Genomic DNA, 20,169 nt, shown 5'->3' on the forward strand with positions numbered 1-20,169 from the left:
AAGTACATGAGTCTTCCGGTTACAGATACCGTCGCCGACGCGGAGATCCGTCAGGTCGACACGCTGATCATCGGCAGCGGGTTCGCCGGGCTCGGTGCGGCCATCCGACTGTCGCAGGCGGGCAAGGACTTCCTCGTGCTCGAACGCGCCTCCGAGGTGGGCGGCACCTGGCGCGACAACACCTACCCCGGTGCGGCGTGCGACGTGCCGTCGAACCTGTACTCCTACTCGTTCGCCCTCAACCCCGGCTGGACGCGCTCGTTCTCGCCGCAGCCGGAGATCCAGGAGTACATCCGCTCGGTCGCCGACCGGTACGACGTGCGGCGACGCACTGTCTTCGGGTGCGACGTGCAAACGGCCCGTTGGAACACCGCGACGCACCGCTGGGACGTGGCCACCACGCGCGGGAAGTACAGCGCCAAGGTCGTGATCTCCGCGGTCGGCGCCCTGTGCGAGCCGTCGCTGCCCGACATCGAGGGCATCTCCGGCTTCGAGGGCGAGATCTTCCACTCGGCGCGGTGGAACCACGACGCCGACCTCGCCGGCAAGCGCGTCGCGGTCATCGGCACCGGCGCCTCCGCCATCCAGATCGTGCCGGCCATCGCGGGCACCGTCGGCCGTCTCGACGTGTACCAGCGCACGGCACCGTGGATCCTCCCCCGCTTCGACCGCGAGTACACCGCACCCGAGCGGTTCGCCTTCCGCTACATCCCCGGCTTCCAGCGTCTCTCGCGCGCCCTGCAGTACACCGCCCGCGAGACGCAGGTCGTGGGTCTGGCCAAGGCCCAGGCCTTCATGAAGCCGCTCGAACTCGCCGCGCGCATCCAGGTCCGCCGGCAGATCCGCGACAAGGAACTGCGCCGGAAGGTCACGCCGAACTACGGCATCGGTTGCAAGCGCATGCTGATCTCGAACAACTACTACCCCGCGCTCGACCGGCCGAACGTCGACCTCGTCACCGACGGCATCGCCCGCGTCACCCCGCGTGGCATCGTCACGAAGGACGGCACCGAACGCGAGGTCGACGCGATCGTCGTCGCGACCGGCTTCCACGTCACCGACTCCCCGACCTTCGCCGGCATCTTCGGCAAGGACGGCCGCTCGCTCGCCGAGGTCTTCGACGAGACCGGCATGCAGGGGTACAAGGGCAGCTCGGTCGCCGGCTTCCCGAACCTGTTCTTCCTCGTCGGACCGAACACCGGACTCGGCCACACCTCGATGGTGTACATGATCGAGTCGCAGCTCGAATACGTCGTCGACGCGATCCGCACGATCGACCGCAACCGCATCGGCACGGTCGAGGTCCGCGAGGACGTGCAGGACGAGTACAACCGCGACCTGCAGCGCGCGCTGCGATCGAGCGTGTGGAACAACGGCGGGTGCGCGAGCTGGTATCTCGACAAGCACGGCAACAACACCACGCTGTGGCCGGGATTCACCTTCGAATTCCGCCGTATCACCCGCAGATTCGACCTCGAGGCGTACCGCAGCGTCGCCGAGTCGGATCTCCCCGTCGCCACCGACCGTCCCGCGCAGGAGCGCACGTCCCGAGAGGCAGCAGTTCGATGAGTGATTTCGCAGGCCGGGTCGTCGTCGTCACGGGCGCGGGTTCCGGGATCGGACGGGCTCTCGTCCTCGCCCTCGCGGCTCGAGGTGCCCGCCTGGCGATCTCGGACGTCGACACCACAGGGCTCGAGGAGACCGCGCGTCGCGCACGGGATCTCGGCGCCGAGGTGAAGGCCGATCATCTCGACGTCACCCAACGCGAGAAGGTCCTCGAGTACGCCGAGCAGGTCGCCGCCCACTTCGGCGCGGTCCACCAGGTGTACAACAACGCGGGCATCGCCTATCACGGCGACCTGGAGCGCACCGAGTTCAAGGACATCGAGCGCGTGATGGACGTCGACTTCTGGGGAGTCGTCAACGGCACCAAGGCTTTCCTGCCGTATCTCATCGCGTCGGGCGACGGCCACCTGATCAACGTCTCGAGCCTGTTCGGGTTGCTGAGCATCCCGGGTCAGGCGGCGTACAACTCGGCGAAGTTCGCCGTGCGCGGCTTCACCGAGGCGGTGCGGCAGGAGATGCTCGTCGCACGGCATCCCGTGCAGGTCACGTGCGTGCATCCCGGTGGTATCAAGACCGCGATCGCGCGCAACGCCGCCGTCCCCGACGGCGACGACCAGGCGACCTTCGCGGAGTTCTTCGACCGCAAGCTCGCACGCACGACCCCCGAGGACGCGGCGAAGACCATCCTCACCGGTGTGCGGAAGAACAAGGCGCGCGTGCTCATCGGCGCCGATGCGAAGCTGCTCGACGCCTTCGTCCGCGTCGCCGGACCGGCCTATCAGCGTGTCGTCGCCACCGTGACCTCCCGGGTCGTGCCGAAGGGATAGGCTGCGGCATGCCTCCGACACCGCAGTTGTCACCGCGGGTGGCGCGTACCGCCCTGCGTCCTCTCTTCCGTGCCCTGCTGTCGCCGCGCTGGTCGTTCGCCACGCAGCGTCGGTTGCTCGATCTCGCGGCGCCGTTGCAGTTCCTCCCGAAGGACACCGTGGTGCGCCCGATCCGGCTGGCGGGACGCCCCGCCGAGCGGATCACCGTGGGCGCCACCGAGCGGACCACGGCGATCCTGTACCTGCACGGCGGCGCGTACACCGGCGGGTCGCTCGCCACGCACCGCTCGCTCGCGGCGCATCTCGCCGTCGCGTCCGGATCGGCCGTGTACGTCCTCGACTACCGGCTCGCTCCCGAGTATCCCTATCCGGCGGCGCTGAACGATGCCGAGGCGGCCTATCTCGAACTCGTCAGCGAGCACGGTTTCGAGGTGCCCGGCACCGCGATCGCCGGCGACTCGGCCGGCGGTGGCCTCGCCGCGGCCACCACACACCGGCTCATCGACCGTCACGGGATCACCCCGCCGGCGCTCGGATTGTTGTCGCCGTGGACCGACCCGGCCGCTCGCGATCTGCCCGACGTGAACGACGTCGTTCTGAACAAGGGCTGGGTGTATTCCTCGGCCGAGGCGTATCTCGCCGGCGGCGATCCCACCGATCCCGGTTACGCGCCCATCCACGCCGATCCCACGGGTCTGCCGCCGACGCTCATCCAGGTGGGCACCGCGGAGATGTTCCACCCGCAGGTGCGGCAGTACGCCGAGAAGCTCCGGGCGGCGGGCGTCGACGTCACCCTCGTCGAACAACCCGAGCTGTGGCACGTCGCGCCGTTGCAGGCGTCGCTCGTTCCCGAGGCCGCCGCGGCGATCTCCGACTTCGGTGTGTTCCTCCGCGACCGGATGGGCACCCGCGCGGGCTGAGTACTCGCAGGGTGCCGTTCACGCTCCGGCGTGTTCGTCGATCCATTCGCGGGCCACGGTCTCGGGATCGTCTCCCTCCGCGACACGCGCACGCAGTTCGGTGAGATCGCTCGTGGTCAGTTCACCCGCAATGGTCCGCAACGCGTCGAGTTGTGCCTCGTCGAGGGTGCCCTTGCGGAAGACCGGGACGACGTTCTGGGCCGGCAGGACCGGTGCAGGCGCATCGTCGGCGTTCGTGTCGTCCTGCGGGCTGCGGTCGGGTGCGTCGGGCACGGTGCTCACGGGCGAATCCGCGTCGATCTCCGCGAGGGCGGACGACGTCGTGGTGGTTCCGACGACCGTGTCGGGTTCCGACGCGACGGCGACGGACTGTGCATCCTCGATCCGTCGCACCTCGCGCGGGCGACAGTCGGCGCGTTCGAGGGCGGTGAGTCCACCGGCGATTTCGAAGTCCTCGGTCACCGCGAAGGTCAGGTCGGCGCAGCGGCCGGCGAGGTCGGCCACGCGGCTCACCGACCATTGCGTGAGTCGTTCGCGGTCGGCGAGCAGCACCGCGCGGTCCTGCGCCGAGGCGTAATCGGAGATGGTCAGTTCGTCAGGCAGTGCGCGCGCCAACGCCTCGAAGACGTCCTCGGCGTCGGTCGCGTCGGCACCGGGATCGTAGGACGCGAGCAGCCGTCCCGTGTAGCCGGGGATCAGCGTGAGATCGGCGGCGTCGAGCGCTGCGGTCGGATCGGCGACGCCGGAGCGGACCTGCACGTCGATCCCGCTACCGCGCAGCGCTCCCGCGTACAGCTGCGCGAGCAGTTCCTCGTCGGGTCGCTCCCCCGCCCCGACGATCACCGTCGTCGACGGTGCCGCCTCGTCGAGAACGGGCGACGCACATCCCTGGAGCACGGCCGCCGCCGCACATGCGGTGAGCACCGTCGCCGCGACCGGCCGGATCCGTCTCGCTTCGTTCGCCACGGCGGTCATTGTCGCCCACCGGTGTGCCACGGTCCGCACGTGCCCGACCGTCCGGCCCGCCGAGACGCCGAACGCCCCGATCCGGAACCCTTGTGCGGTTCGGATCGGGACGTTCGGTGCGATCTCGCCGGGAGCGAATCCCTAGTCGGTGACGCCTTCGGCCTTCGCCGCGGCCGCGACGGCCTCGGCGACGGCGGGCGCCACACGCGGATCGAGCGGGCTCGGGACGATCTTGTCCGCGGCCAGTTCGTCACCGACGACCGAGAGGATGGCCTCGGCGGCGGCGAGCTTCATGCCCTCGGTGATGCGGCGGGCACCTGCGTCGAGCGCGCCCTTGAACACACCGGGGAAGGCCAGCACGTTGTTGATCTGGTTCGGGAAGTCGCTGCGACCCGTCGCCACGATCGCGGCGTGCTTGTGGGCGATGTCGGGGTGGATCTCCGGGTCCGGGTTCGACATCGCGAAGATGATGGCGTCGTCGGCCATCGTCGCGACGATCTCCTCGGGCACGGTGCCGGACGACACGCCGAGGTAGACGTCGGCGCCGTCGAGTGCCTCGGCGATGCCGCCCTTGCGGCCCTCGGGGTTGGTGCGGGAGGCCAGATCGGCCTTGATCTCACCGAGATCGGTGCGGTCGGCGGAGATGATGCCCTTCGAATCGAGCACCACCACGTCGCGCGCACCGGCGGCGAGCAGGATGTTCGTGCACGCCACGCCGGCAGCTCCGGCCCCGGAGATCACGATGCGCAGGTCGGCGATGTCGCGGCCCTGCACCTTCACCGCACCCTTGAGGGCGGCCAGGGCGACGATGGCGGTGCCGTGCTGGTCGTCGTGCATGACCGGGCAGTCGAGCGCCTCGATGACGCGCTTCTCGATCTCGAAGCAGCGCGGGGCCGAGATGTCCTCGAGGTTGACGGCGCCGAAGGACGGACGCAGCCGGATGAGGGTCTCGACGATCGCGTCGGGATCGGTGGTGTCGAGCACCAGCGGGATGGAATTCAGGCCCGCGAACTTCTTGAACAGCGCGGACTTGCCCTCCATCACCGGCAGCGAGGCACGTGCGCCGATGTTGCCGAGACCGAGGACCGCGGTGCCGTCGGAGACGACGACGACCAGGCGGTTGGTCCAGGTGTAACGGTCGACGAGGGTCTCGTCGGCGGCGATGGCCCGGCAGACCTGGGCGACACCGGGGGTGTACGCAATGGACAGATCGCGCTGGTTCTCGAGCGGCGCGGTCAGCTCGACCGACAGCTTGCCGTCGACGTGACTCGAGAAGATCTCCTCGTCCGTCAACTCGAGCTTCTGAGGGGTAGGTGCATCAGACACAATTGACACGATGACACTCCTGCGTGTTCCGAGTCGACCTCTGGACTCGGTTGCTGCGAAAACACCGCAGTTCAATGCATTTCACACACGTGCATGCATCGAGTTGCAGCGCTTCGCCAAGGACATTGGATTGAAGCTTCCGGGCGCGATCACGACTGCCGCTGTACAACGCTGTACGGCTTCCGGAACGTGATGGAGCCGGGGCGGGTGGCCCTGGCATCGAGCCCTGGGTGATCTAGCCCTGGGTGGGTCTGCCATCCTTCGTCCGATTCCGGGGTATTCCGGCTTTCGGATTGCCGCAAGTTTGCCACCTTCGCAGACGAACAATCAAATCGGCATCGATTGCGAAGGTCTCACGGTTTTGTCGCCTCACCTGTGAGTTTACGTGCCGTGAACACCGCCCCGCGGGCGCATCGCGATGAATTTCCGCAGTTACACGACGGCTACCGACGGGTAGCCGAGATGGCACTCGGGGCCGTCATCCCCACCACTGGGTGATCATCAGAATCGATGCAGTGAAGATCACCACAAGGCTCGACAGGAGTGCCACGCCACCCGAGCGCCGATCCGCCGTCACCTGGGCGATCACGGCCACGAGCGCGGCGACGACGTGCGCGGCGACCGAGGTGGTGCCCGGGCCGGGGAAACCGCGGTCGCCGGCGAGGTACTGGGCCCCGCACACCACGAGCGTCAGGACCAGCACCGCCCCGCACACCACGCCGGAGAGAGCGCGGAGGGCGCGGACCGGCAGACTCGCGCGGCGCGGTGCGGGTTCGTACGGATCGGCGTAGTACCCCTCGTCCGCGTAATACGGTTCGTTGTAGTACTCACTGTCGTAGTAGTTTTCGTCGTTCGGCGACCCGTACTCCTCGTCCGGATACCGCGCACCCCGTCGCCTCATCCCTCGAGCACCTCCACGCCGGTCGCGCGGTCGAGCAGCGCCTCGTACGCCGCCGGAGCCGTGGTGAAGCTGCCGAGCCTGATGGTCTTGTTGTCGCCGTGATAGTCGGACGATCCCGTGACGACGACCCCGAGCGACCGCGCGAGATCGCGCATCGTCCGCACGTCCTGCTCGTCGTGATCGGGATGGTCGGCCTCGACACCGCCGAGTCCGAGTTCGGCGAGTTCCTCGATGTGGTCGAGGGCGAGGAGCCGCCCGCGCGCACGTGCCCGGGCGTGCGCCACCACCGGCACACCACCCGCGGCCGTCACCATCTTCACGGCGTCGACGAGCGGGGTGTCGGCCTTCGGTACGTAGTAACGGCCGCGCGGCGACAACAGCTCGGTGAAGGCGTCGGCCACCGTGGGCACCACACCGGCGGCGACGAGCGCCCGCGCCAGATGGGGCCGGCCCGCGGCGGGGCCCGCCTCGGCGAGCACCGCGTCGATGTCGATCGGCAGACCGTCGTCCGCCATCCGCACACCCATCGCCCGGATCCGCGACACCCGTTCGCCACAGAGCCGCTCGAGTTCGGCGACGAAGACCGCATCGTGCGGGTCGAAGAGATAGGCCAGCAGGTGCACGGCAACCGGGGCGCCGTCCTCCCCGCGTCCCGTGCAGGACATCTCCATTCCCCGGACGAGACGCAGACCCGTCGGCAGGGCCGCCGCGGCCTCGTCCCATCCCGCGGTCGTGTCGTGGTCGGTCAGGGCCACGACGTCGAGACCCGCCCGGGCAGCGGCACGGACCAGTTCCGCGGGACGATCGGTGCCGTCCGATGCGGACGAGTGGGTGTGGAGATCGATACGCACGCCACCAGTCTGTCAGGTCGGCGGGCTAGCATGACTGGAGCTGCCCCGCCCGGTCCCCATCGACGGGCGACCGCCGCGCCGCGGGCCTGCGACCGGGCCGCGTCCCAGCGGCATGCCGTGAGGAAGGACAACATGCCGCACCAGCCTTCTCGTGCCACCCGTCGCGACCCTACTCCCCCGGTTCCCACCGTCCCCACCGAGCAAGCGGTGGTCGACTGCGCCGTCTACGTCGACGGGCACCGCCTGCCCGGCCGCTACAGCCACACCGAGGCAGTCGCAGAGGTACGTCGGCGCGGTACGGGATTCGTGTGGCTCGGGCTGCACCACCCCGACGAGGAGCAGATGACGAACGTCTCGCACACCTTCGGACTCCACGAGCTGATGGTCGAGGACGCCGTCCACGCCCACCAGCGCCCGAAGCTCGAGCGCTACGACGACGTGCTGTTCCTGGTGCTGCGCACCGTCAGTTACATCGAGCACGAGTCGGTGACGACCACCAAGGACATCGTCGAGACCGGCGAGATCATGTTGTTCACCGGCCCCGACTTCATCGTGAGCGTCCGGCACGGCGACCACTCCGAGCTCTCACACGTGCGCAAGCGTCTCGAACGCGACCCCGATCATCTGTCCCGCGGTCCGGCGGCCGTGCTCCACGCGATCGCCGACCACGTGGTCGACTCCTATCTCGCCGTCACCACGGCCGTGCAGCCCGACGTCGACGACATCGAGGAACTCGTGTTCACCCCCGACACGCGGATCGCGGTCGACCAGATCTACATGCTCAAACGCGAGATCGTGCAGTTGCGCAGGGCCGTCGTGCCGCTCGCCGAACCGCTGCAGCAACTCATCCGAGCTCCTGGGAACCCGATCCCGAAGGACGTCCGGCGCTACTTCCGCGACGTCGCCGACCACCACACCACGGTGTCCGACCGCATCGCCGCCTTCGACGAGACGCTCGGCACGCTGCTCGACGCGGCGATCGCGAAGGTCACCGTGCAGCAGAACACCGACATGCGCAAGATCTCCGCGTGGGTCGCGATCGCCGCCGTACCGACGATGATCGCCGGGATCTACGGCATGAACTTCGATCGCATGCCCGAACTGCAATGGGAGTACGGCTATTACGTCGTGCTCTCCGCGATCGTCGCGATCACCGTGGGACTGTTCGTCACCTTCAGGCGCAACAACTGGCTGTGACGACCGAACTCGACCGAGCCCCGACACGCGCTGCGCAGGCGGCGCGATCGCCGCGGCGCCACGTGCTCGCCGTCGCCCTCGTGCTGATCCTGCTGCAGACGATCCTCCGGACCGTGGTGGCCGCGACCGGCGAGTTCTACTGGGACGACCTGATCCTCGTCGGGCGCGCGGGGTCGTATCCGTTGCTGTCCGACGACTTCCTGCGGTACGACCACGACGGTCACCTGATGCCCGCCGCCTTCCTCGTGGCGGGGATCGCCACGGCGATCGCGCCGCTGGAATGGTGGCCGGCGGCGGCCTCGCTCGTGATCGGTCAGTTGCTCGCGTCGCTGGCGGTGCTGCGGGTGCTCTGGTTGCTGCTCGGCCCGCGACGCGCTCTGTGGGGACCGTTGCTGTTCTATCTCCTCACGCCGCTGACGCTTCCGGCCTTCGCGTGGTGGGCGGCCGCGCTCAACGCGTTGCCGCTGCAGGCCGCACTGGCCTGGGTCGCGGGAGATGCGCTGCAGTACAGCAGGACCGGTCGACGGCGTCATCTCGTGAGCGCCCTCGTCGTCACCGCGGTGGCCCTGGTGTTCTTCGAGAAGTCGGTCCTCGTTCCGTTTGCCGCGTTCGCGACGGTCGCGCTCGCACACCACGTCGACGGACTCACGCGGTCGATCCGCAGCACATGGGCGCAGGCCCGGCCGTTGTGGCTCGGGTCGACGGCTGTGCTGGCCGTGTGGGCGGTCTGTTACGCGACGGTGGTCGAGTCCCGGTTCGGGATCCCGCCGTGGTCGATGGTGGCCGGGCTGACCCATCACGGCATCTCCTACGGGCTGTTGCCCTCACTGCTCGGTGGTCCGTGGGAGTGGGAACGGTGGAATCCGAGTCCGCCCTGGGCCGATCCCCCGCTCGTGCTCGTCGTCGTCGCGTGGCTCGCCGTCGCTGTTGCGGCGGTGTGGACGGTGCGCCGGCGGCACCGGACCGGGCCGGTGTGGCTCGCGGTGATCGCCTACGTCCTGGCCTCGCTCGCGGCGATGATCAGCACGCGCTTCGGCCCGGAGACCACCTACGAACTCGCGCGCACGCTGCGCTACTTCGCCGACTCCGCGGTGGTCGTCGCGATTGCCGCGGCGCTGATCCTGCGCGCCCCGCGGCGGGGCACGACGTCCCGTCCTCGCGTCGTTCGTGCGACCGCCTGGGCCTGCGCGGCCGTGTTCACCGTCGGCTCGCTGTGGTCGACCGTGACGTTCGCGCGCAGCTGGTCGGACAACCCGACGGGTGACTATCTCGGGGCGGCGAAGGCCGCGCTCACCGCCCGGCCCGACGAGCCCGTCCTCGACCACCCGGTGTCGGTGTGGATCCTGCTGCCGGTGACCTACCCGCACAACCTGGTGGGGTCCGTCTTCTCCGCGCTGCCCGGCCGGTCCGACATCCGCGACCACGCGACCGACCTGTGGGTCCTCGACGATCTCGGACACCGCACTCCCGCCGACCTGCTGCCGCTGCGCTTCGTCCCGCCCGGCCCCGAACCCGACTGCGGTTATCGCGTCACCACCGGCGCCGTCACGGCCGTGCCGCTCGACTCCCCTGCGGGCGACTGGGAGTGGACCGTGCAGGTGAACTATCGGGCCTCCGCCGACGGCACGATCGACCTCGGTTTCCCCGGCCACGCATCCGTCACGGTTCCCGTCACCGAAGGACTCGGGACGGTGTACGTCCGCGTCTCCGGGGACGGCTCGGCGTTGCAGGCGCGCTCGTCCACTCCCGGCACCACCGTGTGCCTCGGTGCCGGATCGCTCGGGGTCGTCGTGCCGCAGGGATGACGACGGGTCGGGAGCGCCTCAATCGGCGTCGACGAACCGCACGTCGTGTGTGCCGGCCTCCGGCGCCGCGAAGTTCAGCAACCGCAGGCCCTCGGCTTCGAGCGCCGACCGCGCGGACACAGGGATCGTCCGCCACAGCGTCATCTCCACGGCGGCAGCCTTCCGGTCGGTCGTGACGCGGGCGCTACCGGCGACCGTGCCTCCGACGAGCAGCAGGGGCGCGATGATCCCGTTCTCCGCCATGATGCGCTTGCGGTGCTCGTCCGAGACGAACCGGGTGCGGTCGGCGTGCGAGAGGAGCACGTTGTCGAACGGCGCGAGGATCCGTACGGGTGCAGGGGTCGACGGGTCGGGTCTCGGCGCGTCGGGCAGGTCGAACAGTTCCGTTCCGCGTTCGTCCCGGAAGATCACGAGTTGCGGGCGGAGCCGGTCGACGATCTCGGCGAGCCGGGTCAGGCCGCACCAGGTCTGCACGTCCCTGACGCTCGCGGGACCGAAGGCCGCCAGGTACCGCAGGATCAGCCGATCGGGCCCGGGAGGCGCGGGCGATGGACCGACATACTCGTCGAGGTGCGCCAATCGTGGCTGTCCCGATCGTCCCCACAGTCCTCGCGGCGGCACCTGCACGAGCGGGAGCAGGCACCGCACCGCGTGTGCCAGCGCGGCCGGATCCTGCTCGGGGAACCGTTCGGCGAGCAACGGCCGCAGCTCGGCCTGACTCATCGGGGTGCCCGCCAACAGATCCCGGGCGACCGACACGAGCGCCGACCGGTCGAGACCCTCGAGGCCGAGGCGGTGGGCCTTGTTCGCGTCGACGCCCCGGTCGAGCACCGGCTGCACCCACGGTCGCAACGCGTGCGCGTCGGCGCCGGAGACCGCGAACACGGTGCCGCGCATCAACGCGATGCGGACGACCGCCCGCGACTCCAGCAGCTCCGACAATGTGTCGGGCCGGAAGTTCCGTATGCGGGTCCACAGCGCGAAATACGGGGCGAGAGGTGCCTGCGCCTGCAACCCGAGCAGGTGCTCGATCATCGACAGGGCATCCGTGCTGCTCCGCCGCAGCAGGTGCTGGCGGGCCAGCGTGGCGCGTCCGAGCGCGCGGTCGGTGAGAACCGGGACGGTCACAGACGTGCTTGCGCCCGGCGCGGGTCGCTCAGGTCGATGCCCGCTTCCTCCCATGCCTCGCGCAGCGCCTCGGTTCCCTTCAGCCGCTTCCAGGCCGCCTCGGTACCGGTGATCGGGCGGGCCTCGAAGAAGTGGACCGGGTCGGAGGGCTCGGGCAACTCCAGCGACGGCACGTCGGCCGCCTCGAGCAACACCGCGGTGAACGGGGCACCCGGCCACAGCGGCTCCCCGAGATCGAGCAGGGCGTCGTCGGTGAGAACCACGCCCTCCACGGCGGGCAGCGCCGCGAGCACCGCAAGGGTGCGGTGGACGCCGGCGGTGACGCCCTCGTTGTCGCGCAGGCTGAGGACCAGTTCGGCACGCGGCCCGCGCGTCGGGTCGGCCACCATGTCGGTCGGGTCGCCCATCGGGTGCCGGGAACACCCCAGGGTTGCGTACCGCAGGAGTTCGGAGCCGCGGAATCGGAGGACCTCGATCGGTTCGAGACCGAGGAAGGTCACCGACGCCGATTCCGGTTCCGGATCACCCGGCGCGGTCAGGTGCTCGGTGAGGTGGCTGCGGACGGTGGCGAGAACTGCGTCGGTCACCCCTGCAATGTAGCCCCCGTCCCGCACATGCGGTTCCCACCCGGACCTGTGCACCGCCCGGTACCGTCGAAGCGTGGCTCGCGACACCGGTTTTCCGGTCTCCGATGCCGGCGACGATTTCGCCCGGCAACGCCGGCGCGCCGAGTACGCCCGGCTCATCGCATGGCTGCGCCGCGAACCGGCCGACGTCAACACGGTGCTGCCCTTCGACGACGTCGTCGCCGCCCTCGGACGCCTCGGTGAGCGGCGACTCGGGTTGCAGATCATCGAGGTCGCCTCGATCGTCGGCAGCGTCGACCGCGCCGACGACTTCGACCGGCGTTTCCGCCCCACCTCGGCGCGTCTGCGCGCACGCTGGGAACGCATCGCGGCCGCGCGGCGCCGCGGCGAGGCCATACCGCCGATCTCCGTGTACCGGGTGGGGCCGATGCACTTCGTGCAGGACGGGCACCACCGCGTGTCGATCGCCTACGCGCAGGGCGATCACACGATCGACGCCTACGTCACCGAGATCACCACGAAGGTGCCCGCGGAGGGCATCAGGGCCCGTCCCGATCTCGTGCGCAAGGACCACTTCCGGATGTTCCTCGGCCGCGTCCCCCTGCACGGCGCCGAGCAGGACGCGATCCGCGTGTCCGACCCGTGGGGGTACGCCGAACTGGCCGAGGCCGTCGAGGCGTGGGGTTTCCGGCTCATGCAGGATCTCGGCGAGTACCTCACCCGCGAGGAGGTCGCGCGTCGCTGGTACGAGGAGGAGTTCGTCCCCGTCGTCGCGATGGCCCGCGAAGCGGGAATGCTGCGCTCACGCACCGACGCCGAGGTGTATCTGTGGATCGCGAGCGAGCGGTACCGACTCGTGCGGCGGCACGTGTGGAGCGAGGAGATCGTCGACGAACTCCGCAGCCGCGCACCCCGCTGACGACTTCGGTGGATCCGGCCCCGCCTTCCGGGGTCGGATCCACCGAAGTCGGTTTGTCAGAGGGTGACGTTCGCGCCGGTCTCCTGATCGAACAGCGCGATCTTCGCCGGGTCGAACCACAACTGCACGGTCCCGCCCTTGGTGGCCTGCGATTCCACCGACAACCGCGCGACCAGCGATTCGGCCGACATGTCGGCGCCGGCGTCGGCGGCGAGTTCGTCGAGGTCCTTCGAGTGCACACCGGGCCCCTCGGCCGTGAAGTACGCGAACTTGTCGGAACCCATCGACTCGAGCACGTCGACCTCGGCGGAGAAGGTCACGCCCGTCTCCCGTTGGGTCGGGTCGAGCAGGTCGGCGTCCTCGAAGTGCTCCGGACGGATACCGACGACCACCTCGCGCGACGGATTGTTGCGGCGCACGGTCTCCCACCGCTCGTCGGGCAACCGGAACTCGCCGAACGAGGTGCGGATCGAACCGTTCTCGATCTGTCCCGGAACGAAGTTCATCGACGGGGACCCGATGAAGCCGGCGACGAACAGGTTCTGCGGATGGTCGTACAGTTCCTGCGGCGCCCCGACCTGCTGCACGAGCCCGCCGCGCATCACGACGACGCGGTCGCCGAGCGTCATCGCCTCGGTCTGGTCGTGCGTGACGTATACCGTCGTGGTCCCGAGACGCTTCTGCAGTCGCGCGATCTCGGTGCGCATCTGCACGCGCAGCTTGGCGTCGAGGTTCGACAGCGGCTCGTCCATGAGGAACGCCTTGGGGCTGCGCACGATCGCCCGCCCCATGGCCACGCGCTGCCGCTGACCACCCGACAGGTTGGCGGGCTTGCGGTCGAGATGCTGTGTGAGATCGAGGATCCGGGCCGCTTCGTCGACCTTGCGGCCGATCTCGTCCTTGGGCACCTTCGCGAGGGTGAGCGGGAACGCGATGTTGTCGCGCACCGACATGTGCGGATACAGCGCGTAGGACTGGAAGACCATCGCGATGTCGCGGTCCTTCGGCGCCCGCTCGTTGACCCGCTCCCCTGCGATGCGCAGTTCGCCGTCGGAGATGTCCTCGAGACCGGCGATCATGTTGAGCGTCGTGGACTTTCCACACCCGGACGGGCCGACGAGGATGATGAACTCGCCGTCGGCGATCTCGAGATCCACGTCGCTGACGGCCTTCGCTCCGTCCGGATATTCCTTCGTCACCTTGTCGAGCACGATCTCGGCCACGGTAGTTATCCCTTCACTGCGCCGGAGGTCAGTCCGGCGACGATTCGACGTTGGAAGATCAGGACGAACACGATGATCGGGATCGTGATGACGACGGCGGCCGCCGCGATCGACCCGGTCGGTTCCTCGAACTGCGAGGCACCCGTGAAGTTCGCGATCGCGGCGGGTGCGGTGATGGACCGTTCGGTGGAGGTCAGCGAGATCGCGAACAGCAGGTCGTTCCAGCAGAAGATGAACACCAGGATCGCCGCCGTGATGATGCCGGGAGCGGCGAGCGGAGCCACGACCTTCCGGAACGCCTGCCCCGGTGTCGCGCCGTCCATCTTCGCGGCCTTCTCGAGTTCCCACGGGATCTCCTTGAAGAAGGCCGACAGGGTGTAGATCGCGAGCGGCAGCGAGAAGGTGATGTACGGCAGGATCAGCGCCGCCCACGTGTCGAACAGTCCGAGGCCGCGCATGATCTCGAACAGCGGGCTGACGAGGGAGATCTGGGGGAACATCGCGATGAGCAGCGCCACGCCTACCAGGATCTTCTTACCGGGGAAGTCGAGCCTGGCGATCGCGTAGGCCGCCATCGTCCCGAGGATCACCGCGATGACCGTGGCGATCAGGCCGATGCCGATGGAGTTGATCAGGGCGCTCGTGAACGCGTCGGTGCGGAAGATGCCGCGGTAGTTGTCGAGCGTCCACTGCTGCGGAATGAACCGGCCGTCCTGGATGGTGCCGGGCGGCTTGAACGACAGGCTCGCGATCCACAGCACCGGGACGAGTGCGTAGAGCAGGACGATCAGGTTCACCGCCGACCACGACAGGGTCCGTTTCCTGGTCTCGGCCATCATCGGCCCCCTTCGTCCGAACCGGGCGCGGATGCACCGAACAACTTGATGAACACGAACGCGATGATCGCGACGCACAGGAAGATCAGGACGCTGATCGCCGACCCGATGCCGAGGTTGAAGGCCCGGAACAGATTGTCGTAACCGAGGATCGACACCGACCCGGTGCCGTTGGCACCGCGGGTGAGGACGTAGATGTTGTCGAAGATGCGGAAGGCGTCGAGCGTGCGGAAGAGCAGGGCGACGAGGATCGCCGGTTTCATCAGCGGCACGATGATCCGCACCAGACGCGTCCACGCTCCGGCGCCGTCGACCTGTGCCGCCTTGAGCAGATCGTCGGGGACGAGCGCGAGGCCGGCGAGGAGCAGCAGCGCCATGAACGGCGTGGTCTTCCACACCTCGGCGAGCACGATGATCGCCAGGGATGGGATCTGGTCGGTGAGTGGGGCGCTGCCGTCGGGCAACAGATTCGCGAGATAACCCGTGCCCGGGGTCCACGCGTAGTACCAGCTGTAGGCGGCGGCGACGGTGACGATGCCGTACGGGATCAGCACCACCGTGCGCACGATGCCCTTGCCGACGATCGTGCGGTGCATGACGAGAGCGATCGCCAGACCGAGCACGAACTCGATCGCGACGGAGACCAGGGTGACGAGCGAGGTGACGACGAAGGCCTGCCACCAGAATCCGTCGCTGAGCACCGCGACGTAGTTCGACAGTCCGACGAAGCGGCGCTCGTCGGGGAATCGCAGATCGTAGCGCTGCAGACTGAGCCAGACGGCGTATCCCACCGGATAGGCCGTCACGGCGAGCATCACGATCGCGGCGGGCGCGACGAGCAGCAGACCGAGTCGTCGTTCGGCCTTCTTCCCCTCGGACAACGCTGCTTTCGTCTTCGTCGACGGTTCCTTCGGGGTCTCGTCGGTCGGTTTCGATTCGACGGCGGTCACGGGATCAGTCCTTCCGAATTGACCGCCTTCTGCACCTGTTCGGCGAGTTCCTCGACGGTGCGGGGCGGATCGATCTGGTCGACCGGGTTGAGGGTGGCCGTCACCAGCGTCGAAATGCTCTGGTAGGCCGGTGAAGCGGGACGCACCGCGGCGTTCTCGAGACCGGCGCGGACCTCACGCCAGGCCGGATAGGCCTCCTGGAATTCGGGGTCGTCGTACAGCGAGGCCAGCGTCGGCGGCACGCCGCCACCGATGGCGTTGTTGCGCTGGTTCTCCTCGTTGCGCAGGCACTGCATCGCCTCGAACGCGAGGTCGGGGTGGGTGCTCGTGCGGGCGACGGCGATGTTGAACCCGCCGATGGTGACCTGGGCGGGCTCGCCGGGGATCACCGAAGGGTACGGGGCGGGAAGGAAATTCTGCTCACCGTCGACGGTCAGGACCGTGTTGCCGGTGTCCTGCGAGGTGACGTTGCCGTTCTCGTCGATGAAGGGCAGGGCCGCTTCGTTCTCCAGGATGCCCGGCAGGACGAACGGCCAGTTGACCTGGAATGCCGTGCGCCCGCTCTCCATGCCGAGACGGACGGCCGCCTCGTCGGCCTGGTTCAGGGACGGATCGGCGCCGGGCGCCGTCGCGACGCGTTTCATGATGTCGAGCGCGGTCACCGCGGCGTCGTTGTCGGTGAGGGTGACGGTGACACCGTCCTCCCCCACCACCGAACCGCCGGCGCTCGAGAGCAGGGTGTTGAACCACACCATCAGCCCCTCGTACTGCCGGCCCTGCACACCGATCCACGACGGCCGGCCCTCCTCTGCGAGGCCGCTCGCGATCTCGATCATCTCGTCCCAGGTCTCCGGAGGTCGCCCGTCCGGCATGAGATCCTTTCGGTACCAGAGCAACTGGGTGTTGGTGTTGAGCGGCGCGGCGTACAGCTGGTCCTGCCAGGTCGCCGATTCGAGGGGGCCTTCGAGGGTGCCCTCGGAGACCGCGGCGGCCACGTCGTCGGGCAACGGCAGCGCCCACCCGGCCTCGGCGAACTCGGCGGTCCACACGACGTCGAGGGTCATGAGGTCGAGTCCCGGGTCGTTACCCGTCAGCCGCCGCGCCAACTGCAGTCGCTGGTCGTCGGCGTTCTTCGGAAGTGTCCTCTGCTGCACGCGATATCGGCCGCCGGCCTGCTCGGTGCACACCTCCGCGGCCTGCGCGTACTGCTCGGCACCGTCGGCGGCCGTGTAGAAGGACAGGACGACACCCTCGTCGTCGCTGCCGCACGCGGCCAGTCCCGACGCCAGGAGCACCGCGGCCGCAGAAGCTGTGAACGCCCGGCTCGTCCGCCGTCTCTTGCCCGACCGTCTCATGCGCGACTCCGCTCGCATCGGGGACCTGATGATCCGACGATATCGCCCGTACCGGCCAGCCGTAGCAAAACGAGCAGGGCGTACAACCGGAGCGGAATCGGCACGACGACGAGGTCAGAAGGAGGTCCCCGAGAAGGGTGCCTGGGGCCAGGAGAACAGCAGGTCAGCGGTGTCGACGGCCTCCGGTCGGTGCACCCGGGCGCGACCCGCGTCGACCATCCGGTGCCAGCCCTGCCGGCCCAGCAGGAGCGCACCGAGGTCGGCGATGTCGATGGTCAGATCGGCCGGTCCCGCGGTGCGCGCCACGCCGTCGGCGGAGATCTCGAAGACACCGGCGTTGTCGGTCAGCAGCGGATCGGTCACCTCGACGGTCACCGAGCCGAACCCTCGGTAACTGCGCGCCGACAGCGCCCGATCGAGGTCGAGGATGCGCAACCACGTCTCGTCCGAGACCGAACGGAAGTGCACGGCACGCGCGTCGCCGAGCATGAGCGGGAGCTGATCGTCCTGCGGAAGCGCCGCGAACCGCAAGGTGTCGACCAGATCGAGGTCGAGCAGGAACCGGATCAGGCCGGCGTACGCCCCGGGCGACGGAGCGAAGAAGTCGTCGACCACGACGGTGCGGTTGCGACTGGTGAACCACCCCTGCGTGTCGATCGGGTGGTACCGGACGAAACCGTCCTCCTGCCCCGGTTCGCCGTGCACCGCCACGTACATCGGATCGGTGAGCGAGTCGGCCCGCCACCGGCGCGAGTTCCACCAGTACTCCGACCGGTCGATCATGCCGGGGCGCGGCGGCAGATGACGGGAATGTATCTGCGCCAGCACGTCCCACGCATCCGGATAGGTCAGCAGACGCACCGCTCCGGACTCGGGCACGTCGGGACGCAGCGCGGCACCACGCACGTCGACGTCGACGGACACCGAGGTCGAGGCGACGCCGTAGCCGAACCGGCCGTAGATGGTCGCTTCGGAGGCCCGCAGCGTCGCAAGGATCTCACCGCGGTCGCGCGCGTCGCTCAGCTGCCGGTGCACGAGTCCGGAGATCACGCCGCGACGCGTATGGGTGGGCAGCACACCGATGTGGGTGACCGCCGCGTGCGGTACCCGGGCACCGCCGGGCAGGGTCAGGTTTCCGCTCGTGGCATCCACGGTGCCGACGAGCATGCCGTCGAGGAAGGCGCCCCACGTGCGACCGGCCTCGAGGTAACGGCTCACCGTCCCGTCGGGAACCTCGGGCCACGAGGGCAGGCCCACCATCGCCGTGCGGAACAGCGCGGACGCCTCCCGCAGTTCGGCTTCCGACTCCAGAATTCTGATCTCCGGTTCCGTTCGCTCACCCATGGAACGACATTATCGAGCGCGAACTTGCACCGCGGGTGAACGGCCGTGACGTTCGGTACACCGGCTCCGGGCGGGTAGGTTTCCAGCGTGCGACGCGAGTGGGATCCAGCAGACACCGGGGTGCTGCAGCTGCCCTCCGGCCGACTCGTGCGGGGACGCGGGATGCGCAGACCGGTGTTCGACGAGCCGTTCCCCGACTTCGGGGTGTATCTGCTCGGCCGACCCCCGGCAGCACCGTTCGAGTGGGAGTCGCGGTGGATCCACTGGCCCGACTTCCGCACGCCGCGCGACCCGGAGGACGCTCTCGCCATCCTGTACGAGGCGTGGATCCGGGCGGGACGGCAGCGGGTGGAGGTCGCGTGCGGGCGGGGACGCGGCCGCACCGGCACCGCACTGGCGTGCCTCGCCGTCCTCGACGGGCTCTCCCCGGAGGAGGCGGTCGACTTCGTTCGGCGGCACTACCATCCGCGCGCGGTCGAGACTCCCTGGCAGCGAAAGTTCGTCGCGCACGCGAAGGCGCACTCCTGACGGCTCAGTTCTTCGTCCGGGCCAGGTCGGCCTCGGCAGCCGAGACGGCACGTTCGGCGGCGACCACCCGTTTCTTCGCCTCGGCGGCGGCGCGACGCGCGAAGGTGCGTTGCTGCTCGGCGTGTTCGAGCTTCGCCCGCAGCTCGGCGACCTCCTCCTCGTGACGGGCCAGCTCCTGCTCGGCCGCCGACGCGGCCTCGCGCGCCTCCTCGGCCGCGTTGTGCGCCGAGTCGAGAGCGGCAGCGGCCTCGTCGATCTCCGCCTCGCGAGCCGCCTGCGCCGCCTTCTCGCGCTCGGTGGGTTCGCGCTCGCCCTTGCTCGTGCGTGCAGACTTGCCCGCTGCCGTTCGGTCGTCCTCGTCGTTCTCCTCCGACCCTCCGCGGACGACGGTGAGCGGCATCGCCGACAGGTCGCCGAAACCGTCGGACTCGACGATCGCGTCGAGCCGGCCCTGCCGGACCTGCTCCCCGATGTCGGGATCCGACAGTGCAGCGTTGAGGGTGCGCCCCACCTCGCGCAGTGCGCTCTCCGAGACGGTGCGGCCGCGGTCGGCAGCGAGCCGTCCCGCGTCGCGCTCGAGGGCGGCGACCACCCGGCGCCGCTGCTCGGACAGTTTCCGCATCTCGCTGCCGGACAGTCGTCGTTGCGCGGTGCGCAGGGCAGCTCCGATGTCGAGCAGCGCCGCGAGTTCGTCGGCCCGTTCGCGGGCGAGCAGGTTGACCATCCAGGCCGCGACCGTCGGTTTGCGCAGTCTGCCGATGGCCGCCGTCAGCTCGCGGTCGCCCGCTTCGCGTGCCTGCGCCGCGAATTCGGAGCGGGCCGCCACGAAGTCTCCTGGGTCGAGGCCGTAGAGGGCGTCGGCCACCGAATCGAGGTCGGGCATGGGATCGACAGTAGTGGCGCGAGGCCCGTCGCGACGAGTGCCGTTCTCGGCGAACGC

General features: G+C 69.1%; 19 protein-coding genes. 7 read left to right on the forward strand and 12 right to left on the reverse strand.

The features are described from left to right. Positions 1–6: 6 nt before the first annotated feature. The 3 genes from ACPCXD_RS16000 to ACPCXD_RS16010 are packed head-to-tail and all read left to right on the forward strand — an operon-like array spanning position 7 to position 3,313. Positions 7–1,569, forward strand: a complete 1,563-nt coding sequence (locus ACPCXD_RS16000; RefSeq protein WP_277371237.1) for a flavin-containing monooxygenase — start codon at positions 7–9, stop codon at positions 1,567–1,569. Beyond that, complete coding sequence (locus ACPCXD_RS16005) at positions 1,566–2,393, forward strand: SDR family NAD(P)-dependent oxidoreductase (protein ID WP_271036319.1); 828 nt, start codon at positions 1,566–1,568, stop codon at positions 2,391–2,393. The genes ACPCXD_RS16000 and ACPCXD_RS16005 overlap by 4 nt, the downstream gene beginning before the upstream one ends. 8 nt (positions 2,394–2,401) lie before the next feature. Then, the gene (locus ACPCXD_RS16010) at positions 2,402–3,313 is read left to right on the forward strand and encodes an alpha/beta hydrolase (protein WP_160874810.1); all 912 of its coding nucleotides are present in this window, start codon (positions 2,402–2,404) and stop codon (positions 3,311–3,313) included. An 18-nt stretch (positions 3,314–3,331) separates the two neighbouring features. On the opposite strand, the gene ACPCXD_RS16015 is transcribed toward ACPCXD_RS16010, so the two are convergent. The 4 genes from ACPCXD_RS16015 to ACPCXD_RS16030 all read right to left on the reverse strand — a co-directional run bounded on the left by ACPCXD_RS16015 (position 3,332) and on the right by ACPCXD_RS16030 (position 7,357). After that, positions 3,332–4,288 carry a glycine betaine ABC transporter substrate-binding protein gene (locus ACPCXD_RS16015; RefSeq protein ID WP_160874812.1) on the reverse strand — a complete coding sequence of 319 codons (957 nt, stop codon included), beginning with the start codon at positions 4,286–4,288 and terminating at the stop codon, positions 3,332–3,334. 132 nt (positions 4,289–4,420) lie between these two features. Then, positions 4,421–5,614, reverse strand: a complete 1,194-nt coding sequence (locus ACPCXD_RS16020) for a malic enzyme-like NAD(P)-binding protein (RefSeq protein ID WP_160874814.1) — start codon at positions 5,612–5,614, stop codon at positions 4,421–4,423. Between the two features lie 469 nt (positions 5,615–6,083). Continuing rightward, entirely contained in the window at positions 6,084–6,506 is a 423-nt protein-coding gene (locus ACPCXD_RS16025; protein WP_160874816.1) for a hypothetical protein, read from the reverse strand. Then, positions 6,503–7,357 (reverse strand): PHP domain-containing protein, encoded by an 855-nt coding sequence (locus tag ACPCXD_RS16030; protein WP_423660283.1) that lies wholly within the window; start codon positions 7,355–7,357, stop codon positions 6,503–6,505. The genes ACPCXD_RS16025 and ACPCXD_RS16030 overlap by 4 nt, the downstream gene beginning before the upstream one ends. Before the next feature lie 132 nt (positions 7,358–7,489). Between ACPCXD_RS16030 and ACPCXD_RS16035 the strand changes: the two genes are divergently transcribed. After that, a complete protein-coding gene (locus tag ACPCXD_RS16035) occupies positions 7,490–8,554 on the forward strand; it encodes a magnesium and cobalt transport protein CorA (RefSeq protein WP_258260514.1) in 1,065 nt (354 codons plus the stop codon). Continuing rightward, positions 8,551–10,359, forward strand: coding sequence for a hypothetical protein (locus ACPCXD_RS16040; RefSeq protein WP_423660286.1), 1,809 nt, complete (start codon positions 8,551–8,553; stop codon positions 10,357–10,359). Before ACPCXD_RS16035 ends, ACPCXD_RS16040 begins: the two co-directional genes overlap by 4 nt. 18 nt (positions 10,360–10,377) lie before the next feature. On the opposite strand, the gene ACPCXD_RS16045 is transcribed toward ACPCXD_RS16040, so the two are convergent. Together ACPCXD_RS16045 and ACPCXD_RS16050 are read right to left on the reverse strand one after the other, a co-directional pair. Then, a complete protein-coding gene (locus ACPCXD_RS16045) occupies positions 10,378–11,487 on the reverse strand; it encodes a winged helix DNA-binding domain-containing protein (RefSeq protein ID WP_160874822.1) in 1,110 nt (369 codons plus the stop codon). Continuing rightward, positions 11,484–12,074, reverse strand: coding sequence for a suppressor of fused domain protein (locus ACPCXD_RS16050; RefSeq protein WP_016692018.1), 591 nt, complete (start codon positions 12,072–12,074; stop codon positions 11,484–11,486). The genes ACPCXD_RS16045 and ACPCXD_RS16050 overlap by 4 nt, the downstream gene beginning before the upstream one ends. Before the next feature lie 73 nt (positions 12,075–12,147). On the opposite strand from ACPCXD_RS16050, the gene ACPCXD_RS16055 reads away from it, so the two are divergent. After that, entirely contained in the window at positions 12,148–12,993 is an 846-nt protein-coding gene (locus tag ACPCXD_RS16055; RefSeq protein WP_258260517.1) for a chromosome partitioning protein ParB, read from the forward strand. Positions 12,994–13,049: 56 nt separating this feature from the next. Here ACPCXD_RS16055 and ACPCXD_RS16060 read toward each other — a convergent pair whose 3' ends face one another. From ACPCXD_RS16060 to ACPCXD_RS16080, 5 genes are all read right to left on the reverse strand, one after another. Further along, the gene (locus ACPCXD_RS16060; RefSeq protein ID WP_160874826.1) at positions 13,050–14,216 is read right to left on the reverse strand and encodes a sn-glycerol-3-phosphate ABC transporter ATP-binding protein UgpC; all 1,167 of its coding nucleotides are present in this window, start codon (positions 14,214–14,216) and stop codon (positions 13,050–13,052) included. Positions 14,217–14,221: 5 nt separating this feature from the next. Further along, positions 14,222–15,052: a carbohydrate ABC transporter permease gene (locus ACPCXD_RS16065; RefSeq protein WP_006554305.1), complete on the reverse strand. Its 831-nt coding sequence runs from the start codon at positions 15,050–15,052 to the stop codon at positions 14,222–14,224. Continuing rightward, positions 15,052–15,933 carry a carbohydrate ABC transporter permease gene (locus tag ACPCXD_RS16070; protein ID WP_088896802.1) on the reverse strand — a complete coding sequence of 294 codons (882 nt, stop codon included), beginning with the start codon at positions 15,931–15,933 and terminating at the stop codon, positions 15,052–15,054. The genes ACPCXD_RS16065 and ACPCXD_RS16070 overlap by 1 nt, the downstream gene beginning before the upstream one ends. Before the next feature lie 65 nt (positions 15,934–15,998). Continuing rightward, positions 15,999–17,357, reverse strand: coding sequence for an ABC transporter substrate-binding protein (locus tag ACPCXD_RS16075; RefSeq protein ID WP_423660290.1), 1,359 nt, complete (start codon positions 17,355–17,357; stop codon positions 15,999–16,001). Positions 17,358–17,471: 114 nt separating this feature from the next. Then, on the reverse strand, positions 17,472–18,701 hold the full coding sequence (locus tag ACPCXD_RS16080; RefSeq protein ID WP_016692023.1) for a GNAT family N-acetyltransferase: 1,230 nt from the start codon (positions 18,699–18,701) through the stop codon (positions 17,472–17,474). An 87-nt stretch (positions 18,702–18,788) separates the two neighbouring features. On the opposite strand from ACPCXD_RS16080, the gene ACPCXD_RS16085 reads away from it, so the two are divergent. Further along, on the forward strand, positions 18,789–19,229 hold the full coding sequence (locus tag ACPCXD_RS16085) for a protein-tyrosine phosphatase family protein (RefSeq protein WP_016692024.1): 441 nt from the start codon (positions 18,789–18,791) through the stop codon (positions 19,227–19,229). Positions 19,230–19,233: 4 nt separating this feature from the next. Here the strand turns inward: ACPCXD_RS16085 and ACPCXD_RS16090 are convergent, their stop codons facing one another. Then, positions 19,234–20,112 carry a hypothetical protein gene (locus ACPCXD_RS16090; protein ID WP_016692025.1) on the reverse strand — a complete coding sequence of 293 codons (879 nt, stop codon included), beginning with the start codon at positions 20,110–20,112 and terminating at the stop codon, positions 19,234–19,236. Positions 20,113–20,169 lie beyond the last annotated feature (57 nt).

The sequence above is a fragment of the Rhodococcus sp. AB351 genome (assembly GCF_049538275.1).
GTDB lineage: Bacteria > Actinomycetota > Actinomycetes > Mycobacteriales > Mycobacteriaceae > Rhodococcus.

Coding starts and splice junctions, on each gene's coding strand:
- ACPCXD_RS16000 (WP_277371237.1), top strand. CDS start 7: ATGAGTCTTCCGGTTACAGATACCGTCGCCGACGCGGAGATCCGTCAG.
- ACPCXD_RS16005 (WP_271036319.1), top strand. CDS start 1,566: ATGAGTGATTTCGCAGGCCGGGTCGTCGTCGTCACGGGCGCGGGTTCC.
- ACPCXD_RS16010 (WP_160874810.1), top strand. CDS start 2,402: ATGCCTCCGACACCGCAGTTGTCACCGCGGGTGGCGCGTACCGCCCTG.
- ACPCXD_RS16015 (WP_160874812.1), bottom strand. CDS start 4,288: ATGACCGCCGTGGCGAACGAAGCGAGACGGATCCGGCCGGTCGCGGCG.
- ACPCXD_RS16025 (WP_160874816.1), bottom strand. CDS start 6,506: ATGAGGCGACGGGGTGCGCGGTATCCGGACGAGGAGTACGGGTCGCCG.
- ACPCXD_RS16035 (WP_258260514.1), top strand. CDS start 7,490: ATGCCGCACCAGCCTTCTCGTGCCACCCGTCGCGACCCTACTCCCCCG.
- ACPCXD_RS16065 (WP_006554305.1), bottom strand. CDS start 15,052: ATGGCCGAGACCAGGAAACGGACCCTGTCGTGGTCGGCGGTGAACCTG.
- ACPCXD_RS16075 (WP_423660290.1), bottom strand. CDS start 17,357: ATGAGACGGTCGGGCAAGAGACGGCGGACGAGCCGGGCGTTCACAGCT.
- ACPCXD_RS16080 (WP_016692023.1), bottom strand. CDS start 18,701: ATGGGTGAGCGAACGGAACCGGAGATCAGAATTCTGGAGTCGGAAGCC.
- ACPCXD_RS16090 (WP_016692025.1), bottom strand. CDS start 20,112: ATGCCCGACCTCGATTCGGTGGCCGACGCCCTCTACGGCCTCGACCCA.